This is a genomic window from Rhodococcus sp. NPDC059969, from assembly GCF_042738325.1.
Lineage (GTDB): Bacteria > Actinomycetota > Actinomycetes > Mycobacteriales > Mycobacteriaceae > Rhodococcus_F.
Genome location: NZ_JBHWUF010000001.1, coordinates 1,855,300 through 1,875,002, shown reverse-complemented (window position 1 = coordinate 1,875,002; position 19,703 = coordinate 1,855,300). Strand labels below are relative to the sequence as shown.

Genomic DNA, 19,703 nt, shown 5'->3' with positions numbered 1-19,703 from the left:
CGTGATCAATTCACCGAACGGGACTTTTGCGTCCCCGTTTTCTCGGTCCAGGCAAGCACCATGCAATCCAGCGCAGGAGCACTCCCGATGTCCACAACCACACCCCAACTCGAGCAAGTCGACGTCCGCGGACCTCGATTCGCAGCATGGGTCACCACCGGCGTTCTCGTACTCACGCTCATTCTCTCGACCTTCTCACTGCCCGCCGCCACAGTGCTTCTCGCCCTGCAGGCGATCGTCTTCGCGGTCGGAGCGGTACTCGGTCCCAAGCGCAGCCCGTACGGCCAGATCTTCGGCAAGCTCGTCGCGCCGCGAATCTCGCCGGTCAGCGAACGCGAACCCGTAGCGCCACTTCGCTTCGCGCAGTTCGTCGGCTTCGTCTTCTCACTCGCCGGCACGGTCGGTTTCCTGGCCGGGTCGACGATCGTCGGCACCGTTGCCACCGGCTTCGCCTTGTTCGCGGCCCTGCTCAACGCCGCGTTCGGTATCTGCCTCGGCTGCCAGATCTACCCACTCGTCGCAAGGCTGCGAAATACCGGCCGCGCTACCACCGCGTGAAAGCGCTTGCCACACAACCCTGCTGAACCCCTGCTAGACATCGACCGATGCAAGACCACATCGAAAGGAACACCATGGCTCGCTCCGACGTCCTAGTCTCCGCTGACTGGGCTGAGCAGAACCTCAACACCCCCAAGACCGTTTTTGTCGAGGTGGACGAGGACACCAGCGCATACGACGGCGGCCACATCGAGGGTGCAGTCAAGCTCGACTGGCGCAAGGACCTCCAGGACGGCGTCCGACGCGACTTCCTGAACCAGGAGCAGTTCTCGGATCTGCTCTCCGCCAAGGGCATTGCGAACGACGACACCGTCGTTCTCTACGGTGGCAACAACAACTGGTTCGCCGCATACGCGTACTGGTACTTCAAGCTGTACGGCCACCAGGACATCAAGCTGATCGACGGCGGCCGCAAGAAGTGGGAACTCGACGGACGCCCGCTCTCCAAGGATGCCGTCAACCGCGAAGCCACGCAGTACAAGGCCGAGACCCCCGACTTCTCGATCCGCGCATTCCGCGACGAGGTCATCGACGCCATCGGCAGCAAGAACCTCGTCGACGTTCGCAGCCCTGACGAGTTCTCCGGCAAGATCCTCGCTCCCGCGCACCTTCCGCAGGAGCAGGCACAGCAGCGCGGCCACGTCCCCGGCGCCATCAACATCCCGTGGAGCACCACCGCCAACGAGGACGGCACTTTCAAGTCGGACGACGACCTCGCCAAGCTGTACGCGGAGAAGGGCTTCGACGACACCAAGGAAACGATCGCCTACTGCCGCATCGGCGAGCGCTCGAGCCACACCTGGTTCGTCCTGCAGGAGATCCTCGGCAAGAACAACGTCAAGAACTACGACGGCAGCTGGGTCGAATACGGCTCACTCGTCGGCGCACCGATCGAATTGGGAGCCTGATCATGTGTGGAGCACCTACCCAGGGCCAGACCCTGCCTGCCGGCGTCGACGTCGAGAAGGAGACGGTCATCACCGGCCGCGTCCTCGCGGCTGACGGACAGCCCATCGGCGGCGCATTCGTGCGTCTGCTCGACGGCTCCGGAGAGTTCACGGCCGAGGTCGTGGCATCGGGAACCGGCGATTTCCGCTTCTTCGCCGCTCCGGGCGAGTGGACCGTGCGTGCACTGTCCAGCTCGGGGAACGGCACTTCCACCGTCGCTCCCGAGGGCTCGGGCGTGCACAACGTGGACGTGACCGTCAGCAAGTAATTCCGGCTTTCTCAGGCGGCCCCGCACCCCTTCGGTGCGGGGCCTTCTGCATTCCGGCTCCCGATTTTTCCGGTCGGTCGCCGCGGTCTAAGATGTACCCGTGGTCATTTTCTTCGAGGTACTCCTCGCACTCGCATCCGTCATGATCGCTTGGTTCTCCGTGTACGTCGTGTACCGCTTGGTCACCGACGAGTCGTGAGCCAGGCTCCGGATTCAGGGTCCGACGCGACCGCTGACGATTCCGCCGCTGCAGGTGCCGTCAGGCGCGGCAGCGGGGACGAAGCTGTCGCCATCGCCGTCGAGCGCTCCAAGTCGACGGCGTCGCTCAACATCCCGACCCTGCCGGACCTTCCGTTGCCCGAGGACACCGCAAACCTGCGCCTCGGCCCGGACATCAATCCCGAACTCCTCGCACTACTCCCCCTCGTCGGCGTCTGGCGCGGCGAAGGCGAAGGACACGACGAGACCGGCGACTACGCCTTCGGTCAGCAGATCGTCATCTCTCACGACGGTGGCCCCTACCTCAATTGGGAGTCCCGGTCCTGGCGTCTCGACGCCGAGGGCGAGTACGTGAGCCCCGATCTGCGCGAGAGCGGTTACTGGCGAATGGGCGGCGACGGCATCCCCGGCAGCGTCAACCAGGAAGTCGTCGAACTCCTGCTCAGCCACAGCTCCGGCGTCGTCGAAATGTACTACGGGCGCGCACTCACCCAGGCATCGTGGGAACTTGCCACCGACGTGGTGATCCGCAGCCAGTCCGGTGCACTGTACGGCGGCGCGAAGCGTCTGTACGGCATCGTCGAAGGCGGCGACCTCGCGTACGTCGAAGAGCGGATCATGTCTGACGGTGGCCTGGAACCGCGTCTCTCGGCGCGGCTGACACGCTACATCGGCTAGTCCTGCTGTGCGCCTTTATTAACCCCCGGCGGTTAATAGAGGCGCACAGCAGATTTATCCACAGGCACCGTCAAATTCCACAGGCGAGCTTCCGGGCGGCATCTTCGACTGATTCCTGTCGGACAGCGATCCCACGGTATTCGCATGAGCTGCGACTACCTCGATCCTGATCTCCGAAGACTCTTCGACTTCCAACACGGACTCGCGACCAATAAACAACTGCGCCCTTTCGGCTATTCGCCGCGGCGCATCCAACATCTGGTCGAATCGGGTCAATGGACGACCGTCCTCCACGGTGTTCAATCCAGTACCAACGGCCCACTCAACCGAGCAATGATTCTCGAAGCTGCACTTCTGTTCGGCGGCGGTGAAACATATCTGAGTCACCGGACTGCTGCCGAAGAGTGGGGACTCACGCACATCGAGTCCGAACTGCCGGTCCACATCACGGTCCGATACGGCCGATCCTCGCGCTGTCAGAATCCGACGTTCAGACCTGAACGCTCCCCGACACGCCCCGTTCCGTTGGGGTGGTCCACTGCTCATCCCGGAGTGATCGTTCATCGTTCACGCGCTCAAGCCCATATCGGGGTTGCTACTCAGCCTGCTCGTACGTCGCTGGCCGACACTGCAATCGACCTGGCGGTGGCAGAGCCGTCAGCTCGCGACGCCGCTCGTTCTCTCGTCCGCTCGGCCACGGCGTGCAAGGTGTCGCAGATGGCGCTACGCACCCGAATGGAGTGCCGCCGGCCGAGGCGATATGTCAAAGCGCTGTCCTCGACACTGGACCTCTTGGATCGCGGCGTCCAGTCAGTACTCGAACACCGCTACGCAATCGAAGTCGAGCGCGCACACGGTTTGCCGGAAGCACGACGGCAATCGCCGGTCCTCGTTGATGGGAGAACTCTCTACGAGGACGTCGACTACCGCAATTGCGGTGTCGCACTGATCGTTCGACTCGACGGATTTGCCTTCCACTCTTCTCGGGCGACTGCACTGCGTGATCGTCGGCGAGGAAACGCATCCGAACTGTCAGGCAACGCCACGCTGGTCTTCGGTTGGGAAGAGGTGGAGGGAGCCTCGTGCCGAACTGCAGCCGAGGTCAGAGCGGTCCTCGAGCGCGGTGGATGGTGGGGGCCTAATCCTTGTCCACGCTGTGCGCCTTTATTAACCGCCGGGGGTTAACAAAGGCGCACAGCACGAAGCGACCCCCGAGCCACACCCTCGCTTTCGCGGGGGTCCCGGTCGGACTGATCGGGGGCTCGGGGGTCGGGTGGCTGCCTGGGATTCGCCGGCCGCTCGCGCGGTAAGTGAATTCCGTCAGCGATTGCGGCTAGCTGGCAGCCACCTCACGCGTCCGTCTGTACTTCAATTTCAGACCACCTCCTTCCTTGTGTACTGGAGAAAGTACGCCCACTTCACGACGACGGCAACGTATTTTCCACAGAAACTTTTCCGACACATATCACCTGGTCAGCTCCAGTACCGGCCGGAAGTTGGTGGGTGACGACAACAACCGTTCGCGAAGAATCGACCAGCATTCCGTCACGATCGAGCAACTCGCGAAGCAGCTGAGCGCCTGCCTCCGCGTCCATGTGCTCGGTCGGCTCGTCGAGCAGCAGCACCTCCGCGGGCGAGACGATCGCGCGTGCCAACAGCAACCGACGACGCTCACCGCCCGAAACCGCTCGCATACCGCCGACCAGGTAGGTGTCGAGCCCGTCCGGCAGTTCCGCCAGCCAATCGCCGAGACCGACTGCGGCAAGTGCTTTCTCCGCGTCCTCGACGGTGAGGTCACCGCGTGCAACGCGCAGGTTCTCGAGTACCGACGTCTCGAAGAGGTGTGCGTCCTCGGCGAAGTACCCCACGTGACGACGCAGCTCGGCCGGATCGACTTCCGAAACATCCACTCCGCCAACGCGAACTGTTCCCGCGACGGGCGGCAGCAGTCCCGCCATCGTCATCAGCGCAGTGGTCTTTCCCGATCCGCTCTCGCCGATGACGGCAACACGAGCACCGCGAGGAAGATCCACCGACAGCGGTTCGGTCACCTTCCCCCCGGGCCAACCCGCCCGCAACGCGTGCACGCTCAGGACCCCGTCCTCCGGCCACGCACGGTCACCTTCGACGTGTTCCTCGTCCGCTCGATCGAGAACCGCCATGATGCGCGCCGACGCCAGTCGCGCCTTGGTCAACGCTACCGCTGCGCTGGGCAGTATCGCGGTTCCCTCGAAAGCCGACAAGGGAAGCAGTACAAGGATTCCCATGGACATCGGTGACATGTCGGTGGTTCCGTAGAGCGCGATTCCGATCAGTAGAGCCCCGAGGACGCTCACGCCGATTGCGAGAGGCGTCGCAGCGGCGGCAAAGGCACTCGGTACCGCCGCACGATCGGTCGCGTCGACCAACTCGTCCTCGGCGGAGACAGCCTCGCTCACTGCTTGATCCAAGCGGCCCGATACCCGAAGCTCGGCAGAATGGTCGAGGGCCGTCACCGCAGACTCGCTGAATCGAGCTGCGGCAGCTGAACTGTCGGCTTCGGCGAGTCGAGCAGCACGAGCCGACAGCCAGGGTGCCGCGATCCCGGACACCGCCAGCGCAACAGCGAGAATGAGCGCGGCCGGAACGGAGATGAACAACAAGATTCCCACCGCAGCGAACGCGAGGACAATCGAAACCGCAATCGGGATCAGTGCTTTGACGACGACGTCGCCCAGCGCGTCCACATCGGCGCCGGTTCGTGAGAGCAGGTCGCCGCGTCGCAGTCCGGCAGCGGCCGCGGGATCTCCCGCTGCCAACTGCTGGTAGATCCTCGATCGCGCTGCGGTGGTGCCGCGCAACGCGACGTCGTGCGTCGTCAATCGCTCGAGATAACGAAAGACACCACGCGAGATTCCCAATGCGCGTACGGCAACCACCGCAACGCTGAGGTCGAGAACGGGAGGCATCTCCCAGGCCCGCGTGATCAACCACGCGGACAGCGCGGCCAAGGCGAGGGCGCTGCCGAGTGTTGCGACGCCCGCCGCTACCGCCGTCAGTACTCGTCGTGGCCGAAGTTCCAGTAGCCGCAGAGCACGCAGGAGCGGATCGTGAGTATCACTTCTCATGAGCGTGTACCTCGACGATCCGGTCAGCCGCGACGAGCACACTCGGACGGTGGCCGATCACGACCACGGTGTCGCCGCGCTCCGCTCGTGCTCTCAGAGAAGCCAACACTGTCCCTTCCGAATCGGAGTCGAGGTGAGCGGTGGGTTCGTCCAGGACAAGAACCGCGCGGTCGGAGGCGAGGACGCGTGTCAGGGCCAGGCGCTGCCGCTGCCCCAACGACAGACCAGTGCCGCCGACGCCGATCACGGTCTCGACGCCCGCAGGCAACTCGGCCAGTACCGCGTCGAATCCCGTCGCGGCCGCAGCTCGAGCCAACGCCTGCGACTCGACGGCCCCGGTGAGATCGAGGTTCTCGCGAATGGTGCCGGGCAGGAGGACCGGATGTTGCGGTAGCCAGGCCAACTGACTCCACCACGCGTGCTCGTCCAGGTCTCGGACATCGACGCCGGCGACGGTCACGCGCCCACTGCTCGGTTCGATCAACCCGAGTAGCGCGTGCACTGCCGTCGACTTGCCGGAACCGTTGGGACCGGTGAGCACCGTGATCTTCCCTGGAGACGCAACGGCGGACAGTTCAGACGGCGCTACTCCCCCACGGGAGGCCACACCGATGCCGTCGAAGACGATGTCGGCGCCGCGAGCGACTACAGTCGTCCAGCCACCCTCCGGCGCGGCAGAATCGGCCTCGATAACCTCGAATGCCTTGTCGGCTGCGGCCATTCCGTCCTCGGCGGCATGGAACTGGGTTCCCACCATTCGGAGCGGCAGGTACACCTCGGGCGCGAGGATCAGCGCGACTATCCCCGGCTCGAGTGTCATGTCCCCGTACACCAGTCGCAGGCCGATGCTCACGGCCACCAATGCAACGCAGAGTGTTGCGAGCAGTTCCAACACCATCGAGGACAGAAACGCGACGCGGAGGGCTGACATCGTCGTTCGCCGATGAGCGTCGCCGAGTTCACGGACGCGCTCGGCAGGACCTTGCTGACGACCGAGCGCCCGCAGCGTCGGCAAACCTGCAAGGAGGTCGAGCAGTTGCGAAGACAACGTGGTCATCGCTGCCAGCGTCTTCTCCGACTTACCCTTTGTCAGCAAGCCGATCAGAATCATGAAGATCGGGATCAGCGGCAGCGTCACGAAGATGATGACCGCAGACGTCATGTCCTGCACCGCAATGACTATCAGGGTGATGGGTGTCAGCGTCACCGACAGGACCAGGGCCGGAAGGTATCCCGTCAGGTACGGACCAAGACCGTCGACACCGCGGGTGAGCACGGTCGCGATCTCGTCGCGCCGAGGATCGAGATCGCGAGGACTCATCGCCGACGCCGACGTCAGCACGCCGTTCTTGATCTCGGCAACCACGCGAGTCGATGCCCGGTGCGCATACCTGGTCTGCAGCCAGGTCCCCAGAACTCGGACCGCTACAGCTGCGCCTAGAACAACCAATTCGGTTGTCCACGAGGAAACATCCACAGTTCGAGTGGTGATCACTCCGGCCAGCACCCGACCGATCATGAGCGCCGCGACGATGACCATCACGACGTTCACCATCGACAGAGCAACAGTCAGGATCAGATAGCCGCGCGCAGAAGCGGAATGTCGCCACAGCCGCGGGTCGATCGGCCCCCGGCGACGCTCCCGAGTGGTGGGAGCGTCGCCTACTTCGATAGTCACGTGAATTCGACCGTCAGTTCTTTCGTGATTCGAATCTTTTGTGATTGCGGGTTTGCCACTACCACGTCTTCTCCTTGAATCGCAGGCCGATCGACGCCGGAATCTGCTTGGAGGAGATGCGTTGACGGAACACCCAGTACGTCCAGCCCTGGTAGATGATCACCACCGGCGTCATGAATGCCGCGGCCCACGTCATCACCTTGAGCGTGTACGGACTCGACGACGCGTTCTCGATGGTCAGGCTGTATGCCGGATCAAGCGTCGACGGCATGACGTTCGGGAACAGCGAGGCGAACAGCAGCACGACAGTGGCGATGACGGCCACACAAGTGAGAACGAAGGCCCAGCCTTCGCGCTCGGCCCGCGTCAGGAAGACGACGCCGATCAGAGCGGCAGCAGCGGCGGCTACCAGAATCCACGTCCATCCCTTGCCGTAGGCGAGTTGCGTCCACAGGACGAATCCGCCGGCAACCGGAATAGCTGGAATTGCCAGCCGTGCAGCAATTTTCACGGCATCTTCACGAACCTCGTCGGCACTCTTGAGCGCCAGGAACACAGCGCCGTGGAGAGCGAACACCAGCGCGGTGGTCAGACCGCCGAGCAGTGCGTAAGGATTGAGCAGATCGAAGAATCCCGACTCGACCTGCTTGTCGGCGTTGATCGCCACGCCCCGAACGATGTTCGCGAAAGCCACGCCCCAGAGAACTGCCGGGACCCAGGAGCCGAAGATGATGCCCCAGTCGCAACGCTGACGCCATTTGTCGTCGTCGATCTTGCTCCGCCATTCGATGGCGCAGATCCGAACGATCAAGGCCACCAGGATGATCAGCAGCGGTAGATAGAACCCGGAGAACAACGTCGCGTACCACTCCGGGAATGCCGCGAACATCGCGCCACCGGCCGTGATCAGCCACACTTCGTTGCCGTCCCACACCGGGCCGATCGTGTTGAGCGCCACCCGTCGACGCGTATCGGCCGGGAGGTCACTGCCTCTGCCGACGATCGGCATGAGCATTCCGACACCGAAGTCGAACCCTTCGAGGACGAAGTAACCGATGAACAGTACTGCGACGAGCACGAACCATACTTCTTGAAGTCCCATGATCGCCTCCTAGTACGCGAACGACAGTTGTTTGGGCTTGTCCGGATCTTCCGGCTCGTCATGATCTGTATCGCCCGGCGGATGCATGTCGTGCTCCAACGGGCCTTCCTTGGCGTATCGCACGATCAGCTTGAACCAGACGACACCCAGCGCTCCGTACAGGAGGGTGAAGGTGATCAGCGAAGCCCAGACGGTCGCCGATGCGTGGTCCGAAACACCTTGGTCGACAGTGAGTCTGATCATGTCGACGCCGGTCGGGTTGGGATGCACCACCCAGGGCTGACGGCCCATCTCGGTGAAGATCCAGCCGGCACTGTTCGCCATGAACGGAGTGGGAATCGCGACGAGGCTGAGGATTCCGAACCACTTCTGGTCCGGGACTCGCCCCTTGCGGGTGACCCACAGTCCCGCGAGAGCCAGTGCGGCCGAACCGGCGGCAAGGCCGATCATGGCGCGGAAAGACCAGTACGTGACAAAGAGATTCGGTCGGTAGTTGCCCGGTCCGAAGTCCTGCTCCGCCTGCTCCTGCAGTTGGTTCACGCCTTGCAGTTCGACGCCGGTGAACTTGCCCTCGGCCAACCATGGCAGAACGAACGGCACCTTCAGAACGTGCGTCACGCTGTCACAGTTGTTGTGAGTGCCGATAGTGAGGATCGAGAAATCCGGATCCATCTCGGTCTCGCACAGCGATTCCGCCGACGCCATCTTCATGGGCTGCTGCTGGAACATGAGCTTGCCTTGGACGTCACCGGTGTAGATGATGCCGATTCCGGCCACGATCATGACGAGCAAGGCGAATCGTGTTGCCGGGCGGTACATCGTCCGTGCATCGGATTCGAGGCGCTCGGCTTCGGCGGCCTCAGCCTGCTTGGCGCGGCGCATGTTCCGCACCATCCACCAACCACTGATGCCGGCAACAAACGTCGCCGCCGTCAGGAAGGCGCCGGCAACCGCGTGCGGGAAGGCCGCGAGAGCGGTGTTGTTGGTCAACAACTCCCAGATGCTGGTGAGCTCGGCACGACCCGTTTCAGGGTTGTACGTCGCACCGACCGGATGCTGCATGAACGAGTTGGCCGCGATGATGAAGAACGCCGACGCGTTGACGCCGATCGCCACGAGCCAAATGCACGCCAGGTGTACAAGTTTGGGCAGCCTGCCCCAACCGAAAATCCAGAGTCCGATGAAGACGGACTCCATGAAGAAGGCGACAAGGCCTTCCAACGCGAGCGGAGCTCCGAAGACGTCACCGACGAATCGCGAGTACTCGCTCCAGTTCATGCCGAACTGGAACTCCTGCACAATGCCGGTGGCTACACCGAGTGCGAAGTTGATGAGGAAAAGCTTGCCGAAGAACTTGGTGAGCCGATACCAGTGGTCCTTTTTGGTGACCACCCACATCGTCTGCATGATCGCGATCATCGGTGCAAGTCCGATGGTCAGCGGAACAAGGATGAAGTGGTAGACGGTAGTGATACCGAACTGCCACCTGGAGACGTCCAAAGTATCCATTGGCTACTCCGAGAGTAGGGCCCTGGGACAGGCTTCGGGGTTCGAGACGCGGGCAGTCGCTCGGCCCCTGCGGACACGGTACTGCTGTCCGGTTTGGACCGCAGGACTTTGCTACTACCAAATGTAGTAGAGACCTGTCGCGATTCCTATTCGCCTATCGCCCTGCTGAATCCGAATCAATTGCACGTTCAACCAATTCCGCGAATTCCTCGGAGACCTTCGGCTCTGGCAATGCGAGCCCGTCGAGTGTATGGACGCGCGCGGCCAGTGTGACGCTCGAAACCATCCACACTCCGTCGGCCGCAATCAAATCCGCAGGTCGGAGGGTTTCGTACCGGCAATCGAAGCGAGCACTGCCGGCAACGTCGAACAGGGCACGCTGCGTCGTACCCATCAAAATGCCCTGTGCAGGAGGAGGTGTGATCAAAGTCCTGTCCCGAACGATCACCACCGTCGAGCGTGGCCCCTCCAACACATTGCCCTCGGAACTGACGAAGATCACATCGTCAGCACCCAAATTCGCCGCATATCGAAGCGCAGCCATGTTGGTTGCGTAGGACAACGTCTTCGCGCCCAGTAGCTGCCAAGGTGCCCGGGCGGAGAGATCGACGGAGAAACCTCGCTCGAGAGTCATCACCGACAGCCCCGATTCACGGACCTGCCTGACCCGATCAGCCACCGGGCCGACCATCACGAAGGCTGTCGGCTTGTCACCGCTCTCACGGCCGCGGGTCAGAACAAGACGAAGAGCGCCTTCCTTCTCTGTCCCCCACTCCTCGGCTGCCATCTCGATCGCCAGACGCCAGTCATCGAGAACGGGGGCGGGCAGACCCAACGCCCGCGCGCTCAGAACCAGTCGACTCAGATGTCCCTCGACCACCCGCGCCCTACCGTCGCGCACCAACAGCGTCTCGAAGACTCCGTCGCCGCGCACCACCGCCAGGTCGTCGGCGTGCAAAAACGGTGCGTCAGCATCGAGCACCTCATGGTCGAGAGTCACCAATACGCGATCAGGCATGCCATCAACCCTAACGATCCGCCAAGCCGCCGGGGCCGCCCTGTAACCGCGATCCCGCCCACACTCCTAGACTGTTCTTGTGGTCGACAACGCTCTTGTGCCCAACAGCCCACTTCTGACTTCCCCCGGCGCGGTCACCGCACCGGACGGTTCGGCCGACATCGGTGTCGCATGGCACTACGGCGATCCCCTCGGTGAACAGCGAACCGCGCAGCGCGCAGCAGTGGTGGTCGACCGCAGTCACAGATTCGTGATCGCCATTCCCGGCGACGAACGCCTCACCTGGTTGCACACGATCTCGAGCCAGCACATCGCCGCGCTCCCCGACGGCAAGAGCGCCGAAAATCTGAGCCTGGACGTCAACGGACGCGTCGAGCACCACTTCGTGCAGACAGACTTGGCAGGTGTCACCTGGATCGACACCGAGGCCGACCGCGGACCGGACCTCCTCTCCTTCTTGAAGAAGATGGTGTTCTGGTCCAAAGCCGAACCCCGAGACGGCAACGAACTCGCGGTCCTGAGCCTGATCGGACCCGAAGCGTCAACTGTCCTCGCCGCACTCGAGGTTCAGGTACCAACCGAGGCCTACGACGCTCTCGCGTTGGCCGACGGCGGATTTGTCCGCCGCATGCCGTGGCCCACCGAGAACTCTTTCGATCTCCTCATCCCACGTGAGCAATTGGCGGCGTGGTGGACCAAGCTGATCGATGCCGGCGCGAAGCCCGCCGGAAGTTGGGCCTTCGAGGCACTTCGCGTCGAAGCGACGAGGCCGCGCCTCGGACTGGACACCGACGATCGGACGATCCCGCACGAGGTCCACTGGATCGGTGGGCCGGCCGAGCACGGCGCCGTCCACCTCGACAAGGGCTGCTACCGCGGCCAGGAAACCGTCGCCCGGGTTCACAATCTCGGCAAGCCCCCGCGCCATCTCGTCATGTTGCACCTCGACGGCAGCGCCGAAGCCGTCCCGGAACCGGGTGACCCGATCACGGCGGGCGGACGAGCCGTCGGACGCGTCGGCACCGTTGTCAATCATCACGAACTCGGCCCCATCGCGCTCGCTCTGATCAAGCGCAACATTCCGGTCGACACCGAACTCATGGCCGGACCCAGCGCCGCGTCCATCGATCCGGACTCGATCGTCGCGGACGACGCACCCCAGGCCGGACGTGAGGCTGTCAACCGATTGCGCGGAAAGTGACGGGCACCGTTGACGCGGTCTGCGTCCTCCACACCGAACGTGACAGTGGCGTCAGGCGTGTCCCGCGAACCGCGATCGACAAGCGTCCCGTCGACGGCCGCGTCGCTGTCGGCCGACTCGGACTCGGCGGCGACTACGTCTGCGACACCGAGTTCCACGGCGGCGCCTTCCAAGCTGTCTACGCCTATCAGCGCGACGAAGCCCAGCGTTGGTCGGACGAATTGGGCCGACCTCTCGGCCCCGGATGGTTCGGCGAGAATCTCCACATCAGCGGGATGCTCGTCACGGACGCCGTGATCGGCGAGCGTTGGCACATCACCGGAGCCGAGGCGTCGGACGTTCTCGAACTCGAGGTGACCGCTCCCCGCGTCCCGTGCGGCACGTTCGGCATCTGGGCCGCGGAGAAGGGCTGGGTCAAGCGATTCACCGAGCGGACCGACGTCGGCGCCTATCTTCGCGTCAACCGGACCGGCACGATCGCCGCGGGCGACTCGGTCACCCGAGTCCACGTACCGGATCACGGAGTGACTGTTCGAGAGGTCTTCGCCGGAACGGATCCTGAGCGGCTTCGACGGCTCCTCGCAGAACACACCGACCTTGCACCGAACGTCACCGCGCGCGTCCAGAGGTTCATCGAACAAGCAGAAGCGCAGGTGCACTCGTGAGTATCGAATTGGTGGAAGTGGTCCGCTCCGGATTCCGCGAATGCGTGCATCGCGGATCGGCCGTCATTCTCGGCGCCGACGGCGAGGTCGTTGTCGGACTCGGGGAAATTCACACACCCATCTACCCGCGCTCGGCGAACAAGCCGCTGCAAGCCGTCGCTGCGCTTCGTAACGGCTTTGCACCCACCAGCCCGGAAGAGCTGGCCGTCGCGTCGTCCTCACATGCGGGCGAGGCCGATCACATCGAACTGGTCGCAGCGCTTCTCGCTCGCTACCAACTCGGTGTCGACCAGTTGCAGTGCCCCTCCGATCTGCCGGGCAACGAACTGGCCCGAGCCGAACTGATCGCAGCGGGCGAGCTTCCCAGCCCCATCTACATGACCTGCTCGGGCAAGCACTCCGCGATGCTCGCCACGTGCGTCGTGAACGACTGGCCGCTCGAGACGTACATGGAGCCGACTCATCCCCTCCAACTCGCGATCCAGGAGACGATCTTCGATCTCAGCGGCGAGGAAGAGCAGGAACTCGGCATCGACGGTTGTGGTCTCCCGATCGTGCCGCTCTCGCTCACGAACCTGGCTCGGGCATTCGGACGCCTGCCCTCGGCTGAGCCCGACTCCCCCGAACGAGCGGTGGCCGACGCGGTCCGCGAGAACCCCTTCCTCGTTTCGGGCACGGGCCGCAACGATCAGCGTCTGATGTCCGCAGTGCCGGGTCTGTTCTCCAAGACCGGATACGACGGCATCTACGCCGGAGCGCTTCCCGACGGTTCCGCTTTTGCCCTCAAGATCGACGACGGTCACGAGCGGGCGCTCCTGCCCTTGGCGGCAGCTCTGCTCAAGCGTATGAACACGGAGTGGACCGAGGAGTTGGCGGCCCTCGCGTCCGCTCCGGTCTTCGGCGGCGACGCCCGAGTGGGGACGATTCGCGCAATTCCGGGAAACTTCTGAGCAGTTCTCACAAAGTTCTGACGAGTTCTTTCAGCATCCTGGCAGCTCGCGGCCATAGTGAGAGCAATCAGACACGGCGGTGAGGCCTTCGTGGAAGCGGAAGCGACTTTTCCACGCTAGAGTGTGTGTCAGGAAACTTACACACTCAAACGGGGCCGCCAAATTCCCCAGGCCGCCCCGCGAAAGCGCGAGGGGGTCAGCCATGGGCCGCGGCCGGGCTAAGGCAAAGCAGACCAAGGTTGCACGCGAATTGAAATACAGCGTACCGACCACGGATTTCGACAGCCTGCAAAGAGAGCTCGCAGGTGGATCGACCAACTCGCATCGGAGCAGTGTCCGATCGGACCAGACTTCCGATAGGGAAGGGCATGCGCGAGAGGACGACTACGACGACTGGCGGCGTTGACCGCGCACTGCCACCGCGCAGACTGTGAAATGAGGAAGAGCTGATCGCTCTTCCTCATTTTTGCGTTCCATTTTCTGCCTCGCCCTGCTTGTGCGGAAACAAAACTGCCCCACCGGATCTCTCCGATGGGGCAGTTGACGTTGCGGTTCAGAAGCGCGGGTGGTCTCCGGCCAGGAACGCACGCTCTGCAGCGGCGTCCGACGCCTTCTTGACGCTACCGAGCGTCCAGCAGTCGATGTGGCGCGCGGTGAGGACGGCCAGCGCGCGGTCGACGTCCTCGGGGGCGACGACGGCGACCATGCCGACGCCCATATTGAAGGTCTGCTCCATCTCGGCGCGCTCGACGCGTCCGCGCTGCGCGATCATGGCGAAGACCGGAGCGGGGCTCCAGGTTCCGCGATCGAGTTCGGCGACCAGGCCCTTGGGCATGACGCGCGCGAGGTTGCTGGCGAGGCCGCCACCGGTGACGTGGCAGAAGGTGCGCACGTCGGTCTCGGCAGCGAGTGCCAGGCAGTCCTTGGCGTAGATCTTGGTGGGCTCGAGCAGTTCCTCACCGAGCGTGCGGCCGAACTCGTCGACGTGTGCGCTCAGGTTCATCCGGTCGATCTCGAGCAGGACCTTGCGGGCCAGCGAGTAACCGTTGGAGTGCAGTCCCGAAGAACCCATGGCGATGACGACGTCGCCGGGGCGAACGCGGTCCGGTCCGAGCAGCTTCTCGGCCTCGACGACACCGACGCCGGTTGCGGAGAGGTCGTAGTCACCGTCGGCCATGATGCCGGGGTGCTCGGCGGTCTCGCCACCCAGGAGAGCGCAGCCGGCCTGGATGCAGCCCTCGGCGATACCGCTGACCAATTCCGCGACACGCTCGGGGATGACCCGGCCGACGGCGATGTAGTCCTGGAGGAACAGCGGCTCAGCGCCACAGACGACGAGGTCGTCGACAACCATGGCGACGAGGTCGAGTCCGACCGTGTCGTGCTTGTCCATCGCCTGGGCGACAGCGAGCTTGGTTCCGACGCCGTCGGTCGATGCGGCGAGCAGCGGCTCCTTGTAGTCACCCTTGAGGGAGAACAAGCCGGCGAAACCACCGAGGCCGCCCATGACCTCGGGGCGGCTGGCCTTCTTGGCCAGAGGGGCGAAGAGTTCCACCGCCCGGTCGCCTGCGGCGATATCGACTCCTGCTGCCGCGTAGGAGGCGCCTGCGGTGCGGTGACTGTCCTCGGTCATCGGGTTACTACTCCAGCCTTGTATTTCTCGCGAGCACGTATTGCTCGTGCACAGGTAAGTGGTCTTGCAATGTGAAGTGTTTGCAATCCTCGTGACGCGAGATGGATCGTTCGACTCGAGACCCAGAGCGCGCACACAAATACCGACGATTACGCCCATACGCTACCGGACCGGCCCCCTCGGTGAGACCTCGCGTACCCCGAGACGTCAGTTCTGCAGCCGCGCGCCGATCGAGGCGTGCAGTGCGCGCAGACTGTTCTGCCCGAGTGCGACGGTCTCGGATTCGATGTGTTTGAGGAGATGTCCGTCATGGACGACCTTCTCGCTCGACTGGATCAGTACCGTCCCGGCTCCGGTGAAATCGAACTGGCGTTCTTCGCCGGTGTTCGCGCCGAACATGCTTCCGCGAACCGCACCCAGGAAGCTCTGCATCCAGTCGGCGTCGAAGTGGTGGGACGGTGACGGGCAGTCAGCCCAACCCACCAACGCCTGCGGGTCGATACGCAGCGGCGGCTCCGCGAACATGACCGGCCCGTTGGACGACGCCAGGAACTTGCCCGTCCCCAGTAGCGTCAAAAAGCCTGGGACGATGGACTGTTTGAGGTCCAGGCTCGTCTCGAAGGCGAGGAGATTTGCCGCGCGAATCGTGAGGTTGCCGTCGTCGAGGTCGTAGGAATTGATGTTGAATCCGCGGTCGCCGAGGATCAACTTGCCCTGTCCCTGGGCGAGCACCCAGTCGTCCGCGTAGAGCGGCGAAGAGAACCTGGCCGCGACGATCGCCGTCATACTCGTGCGTCCGAGCGGCTCGAAGTTGATGTTTCCGTAGTACGCGATCATCGCGCCCTTGGACGTGAACCACGGCTGCCCGGCCATCTCGACGCAGAAGGCGTAGTCGTTGCCCGGCACGTTGTCGTTCGCGGGCAGAGTTGCCGGATTGTGAATTTCGATACCCATGTTCTGTGCCCTCTCAGAACTTCTGCTCGGACGCCTGGACCCAGACGGTGCCGGCGCCGGTCATCTTCAGCTGGATGGACTCCCCCGAGCCCTTGCCGACGGCCTCGCGCCAACCGACGTTCGCGGAGATGTCGACGTTGATCTGACCGATGTGGCACACGTACGCCTGCGGGTCGACGACGACCTGAGGATTGTTCGGACCGACCTGCAACGGAATCGCGCCCCCGTGCGAGAGAACCGCGACGCTTCCCTGTCCGTGCAACTGTGTCGTGAACAGGCCTTGACCGGTCATGGCGCCACGTACCGCTCCGCGCACGCCGCCCTGCGACGTGAGAGCGACTATCGAACTCTGCAGGTAACCGTCGTGTGCGAGGAGTCGGTCGGCTTCGACCGTGAGCATCGACGAACCGTCGAGGTGGATGACCTCGACGTAAAGACCGGCGTGCCCGTAGAAAACCTCACCGTTTCCCTCGGCGGCCATCATGCGTGCGTGTTCGCCGGACATCATGCGGCCGGCCATCCCGGCGATACCGCCCATGTTCGGCATGGCGCCGGGCCCACCGCCCATGCTGTGCGGGACGAAGCGGACGTCGCCGGTGTAGTAGAGCATCGACCCGGTGCGGGCGAGCACGTTCTGTCCCGGTGTAAGAGTCGACTTGACGACCTTGCTGTTCACCAATTCCAACGGCATGGGTCAGCGCTCCTCGGGCTGGATGTAGACGACACCGGATCCGTCGAATCGCAGCGAGAACGCTTCACCGCTGCCACCGCCGATCGCGGAGCGCCAGGTGACGTCGGTGACGAAGCTCTGGTTCAGCTGACCGCGGTGAGCGACGAAGGCGTCGGGATCGGCAACCAGCGGATACTGCGGGCTGACTTCGAGCGCGATGATCGGTCCGCCCTTCGACAGCACGGCCACCAGACCCGTGCCGCTGACGACCGTCGTGAACAAGCCCTGTCCTGAACCTGCGCCGCGGAGACCGGCAAATTTCACGTCGGTTCGCAGTTGGCCGACCAATGCGAGCAATTGTGAGGCTTCGACGTGCAAAGCGTCGTTGTTAAGCTCGATAATCGTGATGTCCTGGGCGTCGACCGCGAAGTAGACGGTGCCTTGACCGCTGACTTCCATCAGGGACAGTGATTCACCTGCCGCCTTCTGTTTCAGCGCGGCACGCAGCCCGCCACCACCGCCCATACCGGCGTTCTTGAAGGTGATCGCACCCTCGTACGCCACCATCGAGCCGTTGATCGCTTTGATGGTGTCCCCCACCAGGTCTGCGACCAGTACCCGGTGCCCATCCATTCTCAGTTGCGCCACGGAGGGCACTATGCCAGATGCTCACGACGGATGCCGTGCCGTGGAACAGATCGCGTCGTGGAACAGAAAGTCGTGAACAGAAAATCTGCCGCCCACATGCTGTGGACGGCAGATTCTCGGCTGTCGAATTTCAGGCTTTCGGTGTTCAGCGCTTTCGGTGTTCAGCGCTTTCGGTGTTCAGGGGCGGCTGAGCGCGCTCGCGTTGTCGTTGTCGCGAGTGGCGGTCGAACCTGCGGTGCTCTCGAGCATCCCCTCGAGGACGTTCTTGCCGATCGACGTTTCCTTGGGAAGCGCGATCGGGTAGGTCCCGTCGAAGCACGCGGCGCACAGACGGCTGGCCGGCTGCTCGGTGGCGGCGATCATGCCTTCGGTGGAGATGTATCCGAGGGTGTCCGCACCGATGGAGCGACGCACGCCGTCGAGCATTTCCTCGAACGTCGCGTCCTGCCCGCCCGCTCCGTTGGCGATCAACTCGGCCGGTGAGGCGAAGTCGATGCCGTAGAAGCAAGGCCACTTGACCGGCGGTGAGGCGATGCGGACGTGGATTTCGAGAGCGCCGGCTTCGCGGAGCATCCGGATGAGCGCACGCTGAGTGTTGCCGCGGACGATCGAATCGTCCACCACCACAAGGCGCTTGCCGCGGATGACTTCCTTGAGCGGGTTGAGCTTGAGCCTGATACCGAGCTGACGGATCGTCTGCGACGGCTGGATGAAGGTACGGCCCACGTAGGCGTTCTTCATCAGACCCTGGCCGTAGGGGATGCCTGAGCCCTGTGCGTACCCGACGGCTGCGGGGGTGCCGGACTCGGGAACGGGGATGACCAGGTCACCTTCGGCGGGGTGCTCGCTGGCCAGCAGGCGACCGATCTCGACGCGGGTCGAGTGGACCGAACGGCCACCGATGACGCTGTCGGGACGGGCAAGGTAGACGTACTCGAAGACGCAACCCTTCGGCGTCGGATTCGCGAAACGCGAGGAGCGAACGCCGTCGGCGTCGATCGCGAGCAGCTCACCGGGCTCGATGTCGCGGACGAACGACGCACCCACGATGTCGAGCGCTGCGGTCTCGCTGGCGACTACCCAACCGCGATCCAAGCGGCCGAGGCAGAGGGGGCGGATGCCGTGCGGATCGCGCGCTGCGTACAGCGTGTGCTCGTCCATGAAGGTCAGGCAGAACGCACCCTCCAACGTGGGAAGCAATTCCATCGCAGCCTGTTCGATGGTGCTGTCGCCGGCAGCGTGCGCCAGCAGACCACCGATGAGGTCGGAGTCGGAAGTCGCGGCGTTGGGACGCTTGTCGTTGACCAGGCCGGCCGCACGGGTGCGGCTCGCAAGCTCAGCGGTGTTCACCAGGTTGCCGTTGTGGCCGAGTGCGATGCCCGTACCGGCAGTGGTCGTACGGAAGATGGGCTGCGCGTTCTCCCACGTCGTGGAACCGGTCGTCGAATAACGGCAATGTCCGACGGCGACATGTCCTGGCATCGCTGCGAGGGTCTGCTCGTCGAATACCTGACTGACCAGGCCGAGATCCTTGAACACCAACACCTGGGAGCCGTCGGCTACCGCAATGCCGGCAGCTTCTTGACCACGGTGCTGAAGTGCGTACAGGCCGTAATAAGTGAGCTTCGCCACATCCTCTCCCGGCGCCCAAACGCCGAATACACCGCATTCTTCGCGGGGTTCGTTCTCGTCCTCGTCGGACGGGTTCGAAGCGAGGAGATTTGGACTGTTGACCGACAGATCGGCACGAGTCACCGGGCGCTCCCTTTGTGGGCAGGGGTTGGGGGGCATCCACAGTCTACGGCCATTTTGGGACCCACTTCCCCTGAGGGCAGCCTTGGGCCTCAGATCACTCCGAAGCGAACCGGACGGTCTCTAGTAACTGCACCAACCGCTC

Annotated in this window: 19 protein-coding genes; 9 read left to right on the top strand and 10 right to left on the bottom strand. The window is 63.6% G+C overall.

Annotated features, from left to right (window positions below):
- Window positions 1–87: 87 nt before the first annotated feature.
- The 5 genes from ACFWAD_RS08820 (at window position 88) to ACFWAD_RS08800 (ending at window position 3,856) form a co-directional block, all read left to right on the top strand.
- Complete coding sequence (locus tag ACFWAD_RS08820) at window positions 88–558, top strand: DUF4395 domain-containing protein (RefSeq protein ID WP_378542847.1); 471 nt, start codon at window positions 88–90, stop codon at window positions 556–558.
- 74 nt (window positions 559–632) lie between these two features.
- On the top strand, window positions 633–1,466 hold the full coding sequence (locus tag ACFWAD_RS08815; RefSeq protein WP_003939859.1) for a sulfurtransferase: 834 nt from the start codon (window positions 633–635) through the stop codon (window positions 1,464–1,466).
- A 2-nt stretch (window positions 1,467–1,468) separates the two neighbouring features.
- Window positions 1,469–1,774: a DUF1416 domain-containing protein gene (locus tag ACFWAD_RS08810; RefSeq protein ID WP_003939797.1), complete on the top strand. Its 306-nt coding sequence runs from the start codon at window positions 1,469–1,471 to the stop codon at window positions 1,772–1,774.
- A 291-nt stretch (window positions 1,775–2,065) separates the two neighbouring features.
- The gene (locus ACFWAD_RS08805; RefSeq protein ID WP_378532754.1) at window positions 2,066–2,671 is read left to right on the top strand and encodes an FABP family protein; all 606 of its coding nucleotides are present in this window, start codon (window positions 2,066–2,068) and stop codon (window positions 2,669–2,671) included.
- Between the two features lie 144 nt (window positions 2,672–2,815).
- Entirely contained in the window at window positions 2,816–3,856 is a 1,041-nt protein-coding gene (locus ACFWAD_RS08800) for a type IV toxin-antitoxin system AbiEi family antitoxin domain-containing protein (protein WP_378542845.1), read from the top strand.
- A 233-nt stretch (window positions 3,857–4,089) separates the two neighbouring features.
- Here ACFWAD_RS08800 and cydC read toward each other — a convergent pair whose 3' ends face one another.
- The 5 genes from cydC to ACFWAD_RS08775 form a co-directional block, all read right to left on the bottom strand.
- Complete coding sequence (cydC, locus tag ACFWAD_RS08795; RefSeq protein ID WP_378542843.1) at window positions 4,090–5,778, bottom strand: thiol reductant ABC exporter subunit CydC; 1,689 nt, start codon at window positions 5,776–5,778, stop codon at window positions 4,090–4,092.
- Window positions 5,768–7,456, bottom strand: coding sequence for a thiol reductant ABC exporter subunit CydD (gene cydD / locus ACFWAD_RS08790; RefSeq protein WP_378542841.1), 1,689 nt, complete (start codon window positions 7,454–7,456; stop codon window positions 5,768–5,770). Before cydD ends, cydC begins: the two co-directional genes overlap by 11 nt.
- A 58-nt stretch (window positions 7,457–7,514) precedes the next feature.
- The gene (gene cydB, locus ACFWAD_RS08785) at window positions 7,515–8,558 is read right to left on the bottom strand and encodes a cytochrome d ubiquinol oxidase subunit II (RefSeq protein ID WP_003939727.1); all 1,044 of its coding nucleotides are present in this window, start codon (window positions 8,556–8,558) and stop codon (window positions 7,515–7,517) included.
- Between the two features lie 9 nt (window positions 8,559–8,567).
- Window positions 8,568–10,067 carry a cytochrome ubiquinol oxidase subunit I gene (locus ACFWAD_RS08780; RefSeq protein WP_030535241.1) on the bottom strand — a complete coding sequence of 500 codons (1,500 nt, stop codon included), beginning with the start codon at window positions 10,065–10,067 and terminating at the stop codon, window positions 8,568–8,570.
- Between the two features lie 154 nt (window positions 10,068–10,221).
- A complete protein-coding gene (locus ACFWAD_RS08775) occupies window positions 10,222–11,085 on the bottom strand; it encodes an aminodeoxychorismate lyase (RefSeq protein WP_019745097.1) in 864 nt (287 codons plus the stop codon).
- A 79-nt stretch (window positions 11,086–11,164) separates the two neighbouring features.
- Between ACFWAD_RS08775 and ACFWAD_RS08770 the strand changes: the two genes are divergently transcribed.
- The 4 genes from ACFWAD_RS08770 (at window position 11,165) to ACFWAD_RS08755 (ending at window position 14,307) form a co-directional block, all read left to right on the top strand.
- Window positions 11,165–12,286, top strand: coding sequence for a YgfZ/GcvT domain-containing protein (locus tag ACFWAD_RS08770; RefSeq protein WP_378542838.1), 1,122 nt, complete (start codon window positions 11,165–11,167; stop codon window positions 12,284–12,286).
- A complete protein-coding gene (locus ACFWAD_RS08765) occupies window positions 12,283–12,951 on the top strand; it encodes an MOSC domain-containing protein (RefSeq protein WP_378446596.1) in 669 nt (222 codons plus the stop codon). The genes ACFWAD_RS08770 and ACFWAD_RS08765 overlap by 4 nt, the downstream gene beginning before the upstream one ends.
- A complete protein-coding gene (locus tag ACFWAD_RS08760) occupies window positions 12,948–13,901 on the top strand; it encodes an asparaginase (RefSeq protein WP_003940365.1) in 954 nt (317 codons plus the stop codon). The genes ACFWAD_RS08765 and ACFWAD_RS08760 overlap by 4 nt, the downstream gene beginning before the upstream one ends.
- A gap of 202 nt (window positions 13,902–14,103) precedes the next feature.
- Window positions 14,104–14,307, top strand: a complete 204-nt coding sequence (locus tag ACFWAD_RS08755) for a DUF3073 domain-containing protein (protein WP_003940337.1) — start codon at window positions 14,104–14,106, stop codon at window positions 14,305–14,307.
- A gap of 147 nt (window positions 14,308–14,454) precedes the next feature.
- Here ACFWAD_RS08755 and purM read toward each other — a convergent pair whose 3' ends face one another.
- The 5 genes from purM to purF form a co-directional block, all read right to left on the bottom strand.
- The gene (gene purM / locus ACFWAD_RS08750) at window positions 14,455–15,534 is read right to left on the bottom strand and encodes a phosphoribosylformylglycinamidine cyclo-ligase (protein WP_378542836.1); all 1,080 of its coding nucleotides are present in this window, start codon (window positions 15,532–15,534) and stop codon (window positions 14,455–14,457) included.
- A gap of 207 nt (window positions 15,535–15,741) precedes the next feature.
- Window positions 15,742–16,488: an AIM24 family protein gene (locus ACFWAD_RS08745; RefSeq protein ID WP_003939813.1), complete on the bottom strand. Its 747-nt coding sequence runs from the start codon at window positions 16,486–16,488 to the stop codon at window positions 15,742–15,744.
- A gap of 13 nt (window positions 16,489–16,501) precedes the next feature.
- The gene (locus ACFWAD_RS08740; protein WP_378531969.1) at window positions 16,502–17,179 is read right to left on the bottom strand and encodes an AIM24 family protein; all 678 of its coding nucleotides are present in this window, start codon (window positions 17,177–17,179) and stop codon (window positions 16,502–16,504) included.
- A gap of 3 nt (window positions 17,180–17,182) precedes the next feature.
- Entirely contained in the window at window positions 17,183–17,791 is a 609-nt protein-coding gene (locus ACFWAD_RS08735) for an AIM24 family protein (protein ID WP_003940441.1), read from the bottom strand.
- A gap of 192 nt (window positions 17,792–17,983) precedes the next feature.
- Window positions 17,984–19,561 (bottom strand): amidophosphoribosyltransferase, encoded by a 1,578-nt coding sequence (purF, locus tag ACFWAD_RS08730; RefSeq protein ID WP_003940541.1) that lies wholly within the window; start codon window positions 19,559–19,561, stop codon window positions 17,984–17,986.
- Window positions 19,562–19,703 lie beyond the last annotated feature (142 nt).

What these genes read in the sequence shown, in the direction of transcription:
- ACFWAD_RS08740 (WP_378531969.1), bottom strand. Translation starts at nt 17,179, where the DNA reads ATGCCGTTGGAATTGGTGAACAGCAAGGTCGTCAAGTCGACTCTTACA.
- cydB (WP_003939727.1), bottom strand. Translation starts at nt 8,558, where the DNA reads ATGGGACTTCAAGAAGTATGGTTCGTGCTCGTCGCAGTACTGTTCATC.
- ACFWAD_RS08815 (WP_003939859.1), top strand. Translation starts at nt 633, where the DNA reads ATGGCTCGCTCCGACGTCCTAGTCTCCGCTGACTGGGCTGAGCAGAAC.
- ACFWAD_RS08810 (WP_003939797.1), top strand. Translation starts at nt 1,469, where the DNA reads ATGTGTGGAGCACCTACCCAGGGCCAGACCCTGCCTGCCGGCGTCGAC.
- ACFWAD_RS08780 (WP_030535241.1), bottom strand. Translation starts at nt 10,067, where the DNA reads ATGGATACTTTGGACGTCTCCAGGTGGCAGTTCGGTATCACTACCGTC.
- cydC (WP_378542843.1), bottom strand. Translation starts at nt 5,778, where the DNA reads ATGAGAAGTGATACTCACGATCCGCTCCTGCGTGCTCTGCGGCTACTG.
- ACFWAD_RS08745 (WP_003939813.1), bottom strand. Translation starts at nt 16,488, where the DNA reads ATGGGTATCGAAATTCACAATCCGGCAACTCTGCCCGCGAACGACAAC.
- ACFWAD_RS08775 (WP_019745097.1), bottom strand. Translation starts at nt 11,085, where the DNA reads ATGCCTGATCGCGTATTGGTGACTCTCGACCATGAGGTGCTCGATGCT.
- purM (WP_378542836.1), bottom strand. Translation starts at nt 15,534, where the DNA reads ATGACCGAGGACAGTCACCGCACCGCAGGCGCCTCCTACGCGGCAGCA.
- ACFWAD_RS08735 (WP_003940441.1), bottom strand. Translation starts at nt 17,791, where the DNA reads ATGGATGGGCACCGGGTACTGGTCGCAGACCTGGTGGGGGACACCATC.
- ACFWAD_RS08820 (WP_378542847.1), top strand. Translation starts at nt 88, where the DNA reads ATGTCCACAACCACACCCCAACTCGAGCAAGTCGACGTCCGCGGACCT.
- ACFWAD_RS08800 (WP_378542845.1), top strand. Translation starts at nt 2,816, where the DNA reads ATGAGCTGCGACTACCTCGATCCTGATCTCCGAAGACTCTTCGACTTC.
- ACFWAD_RS08755 (WP_003940337.1), top strand. Translation starts at nt 14,104, where the DNA reads ATGGGCCGCGGCCGGGCTAAGGCAAAGCAGACCAAGGTTGCACGCGAA.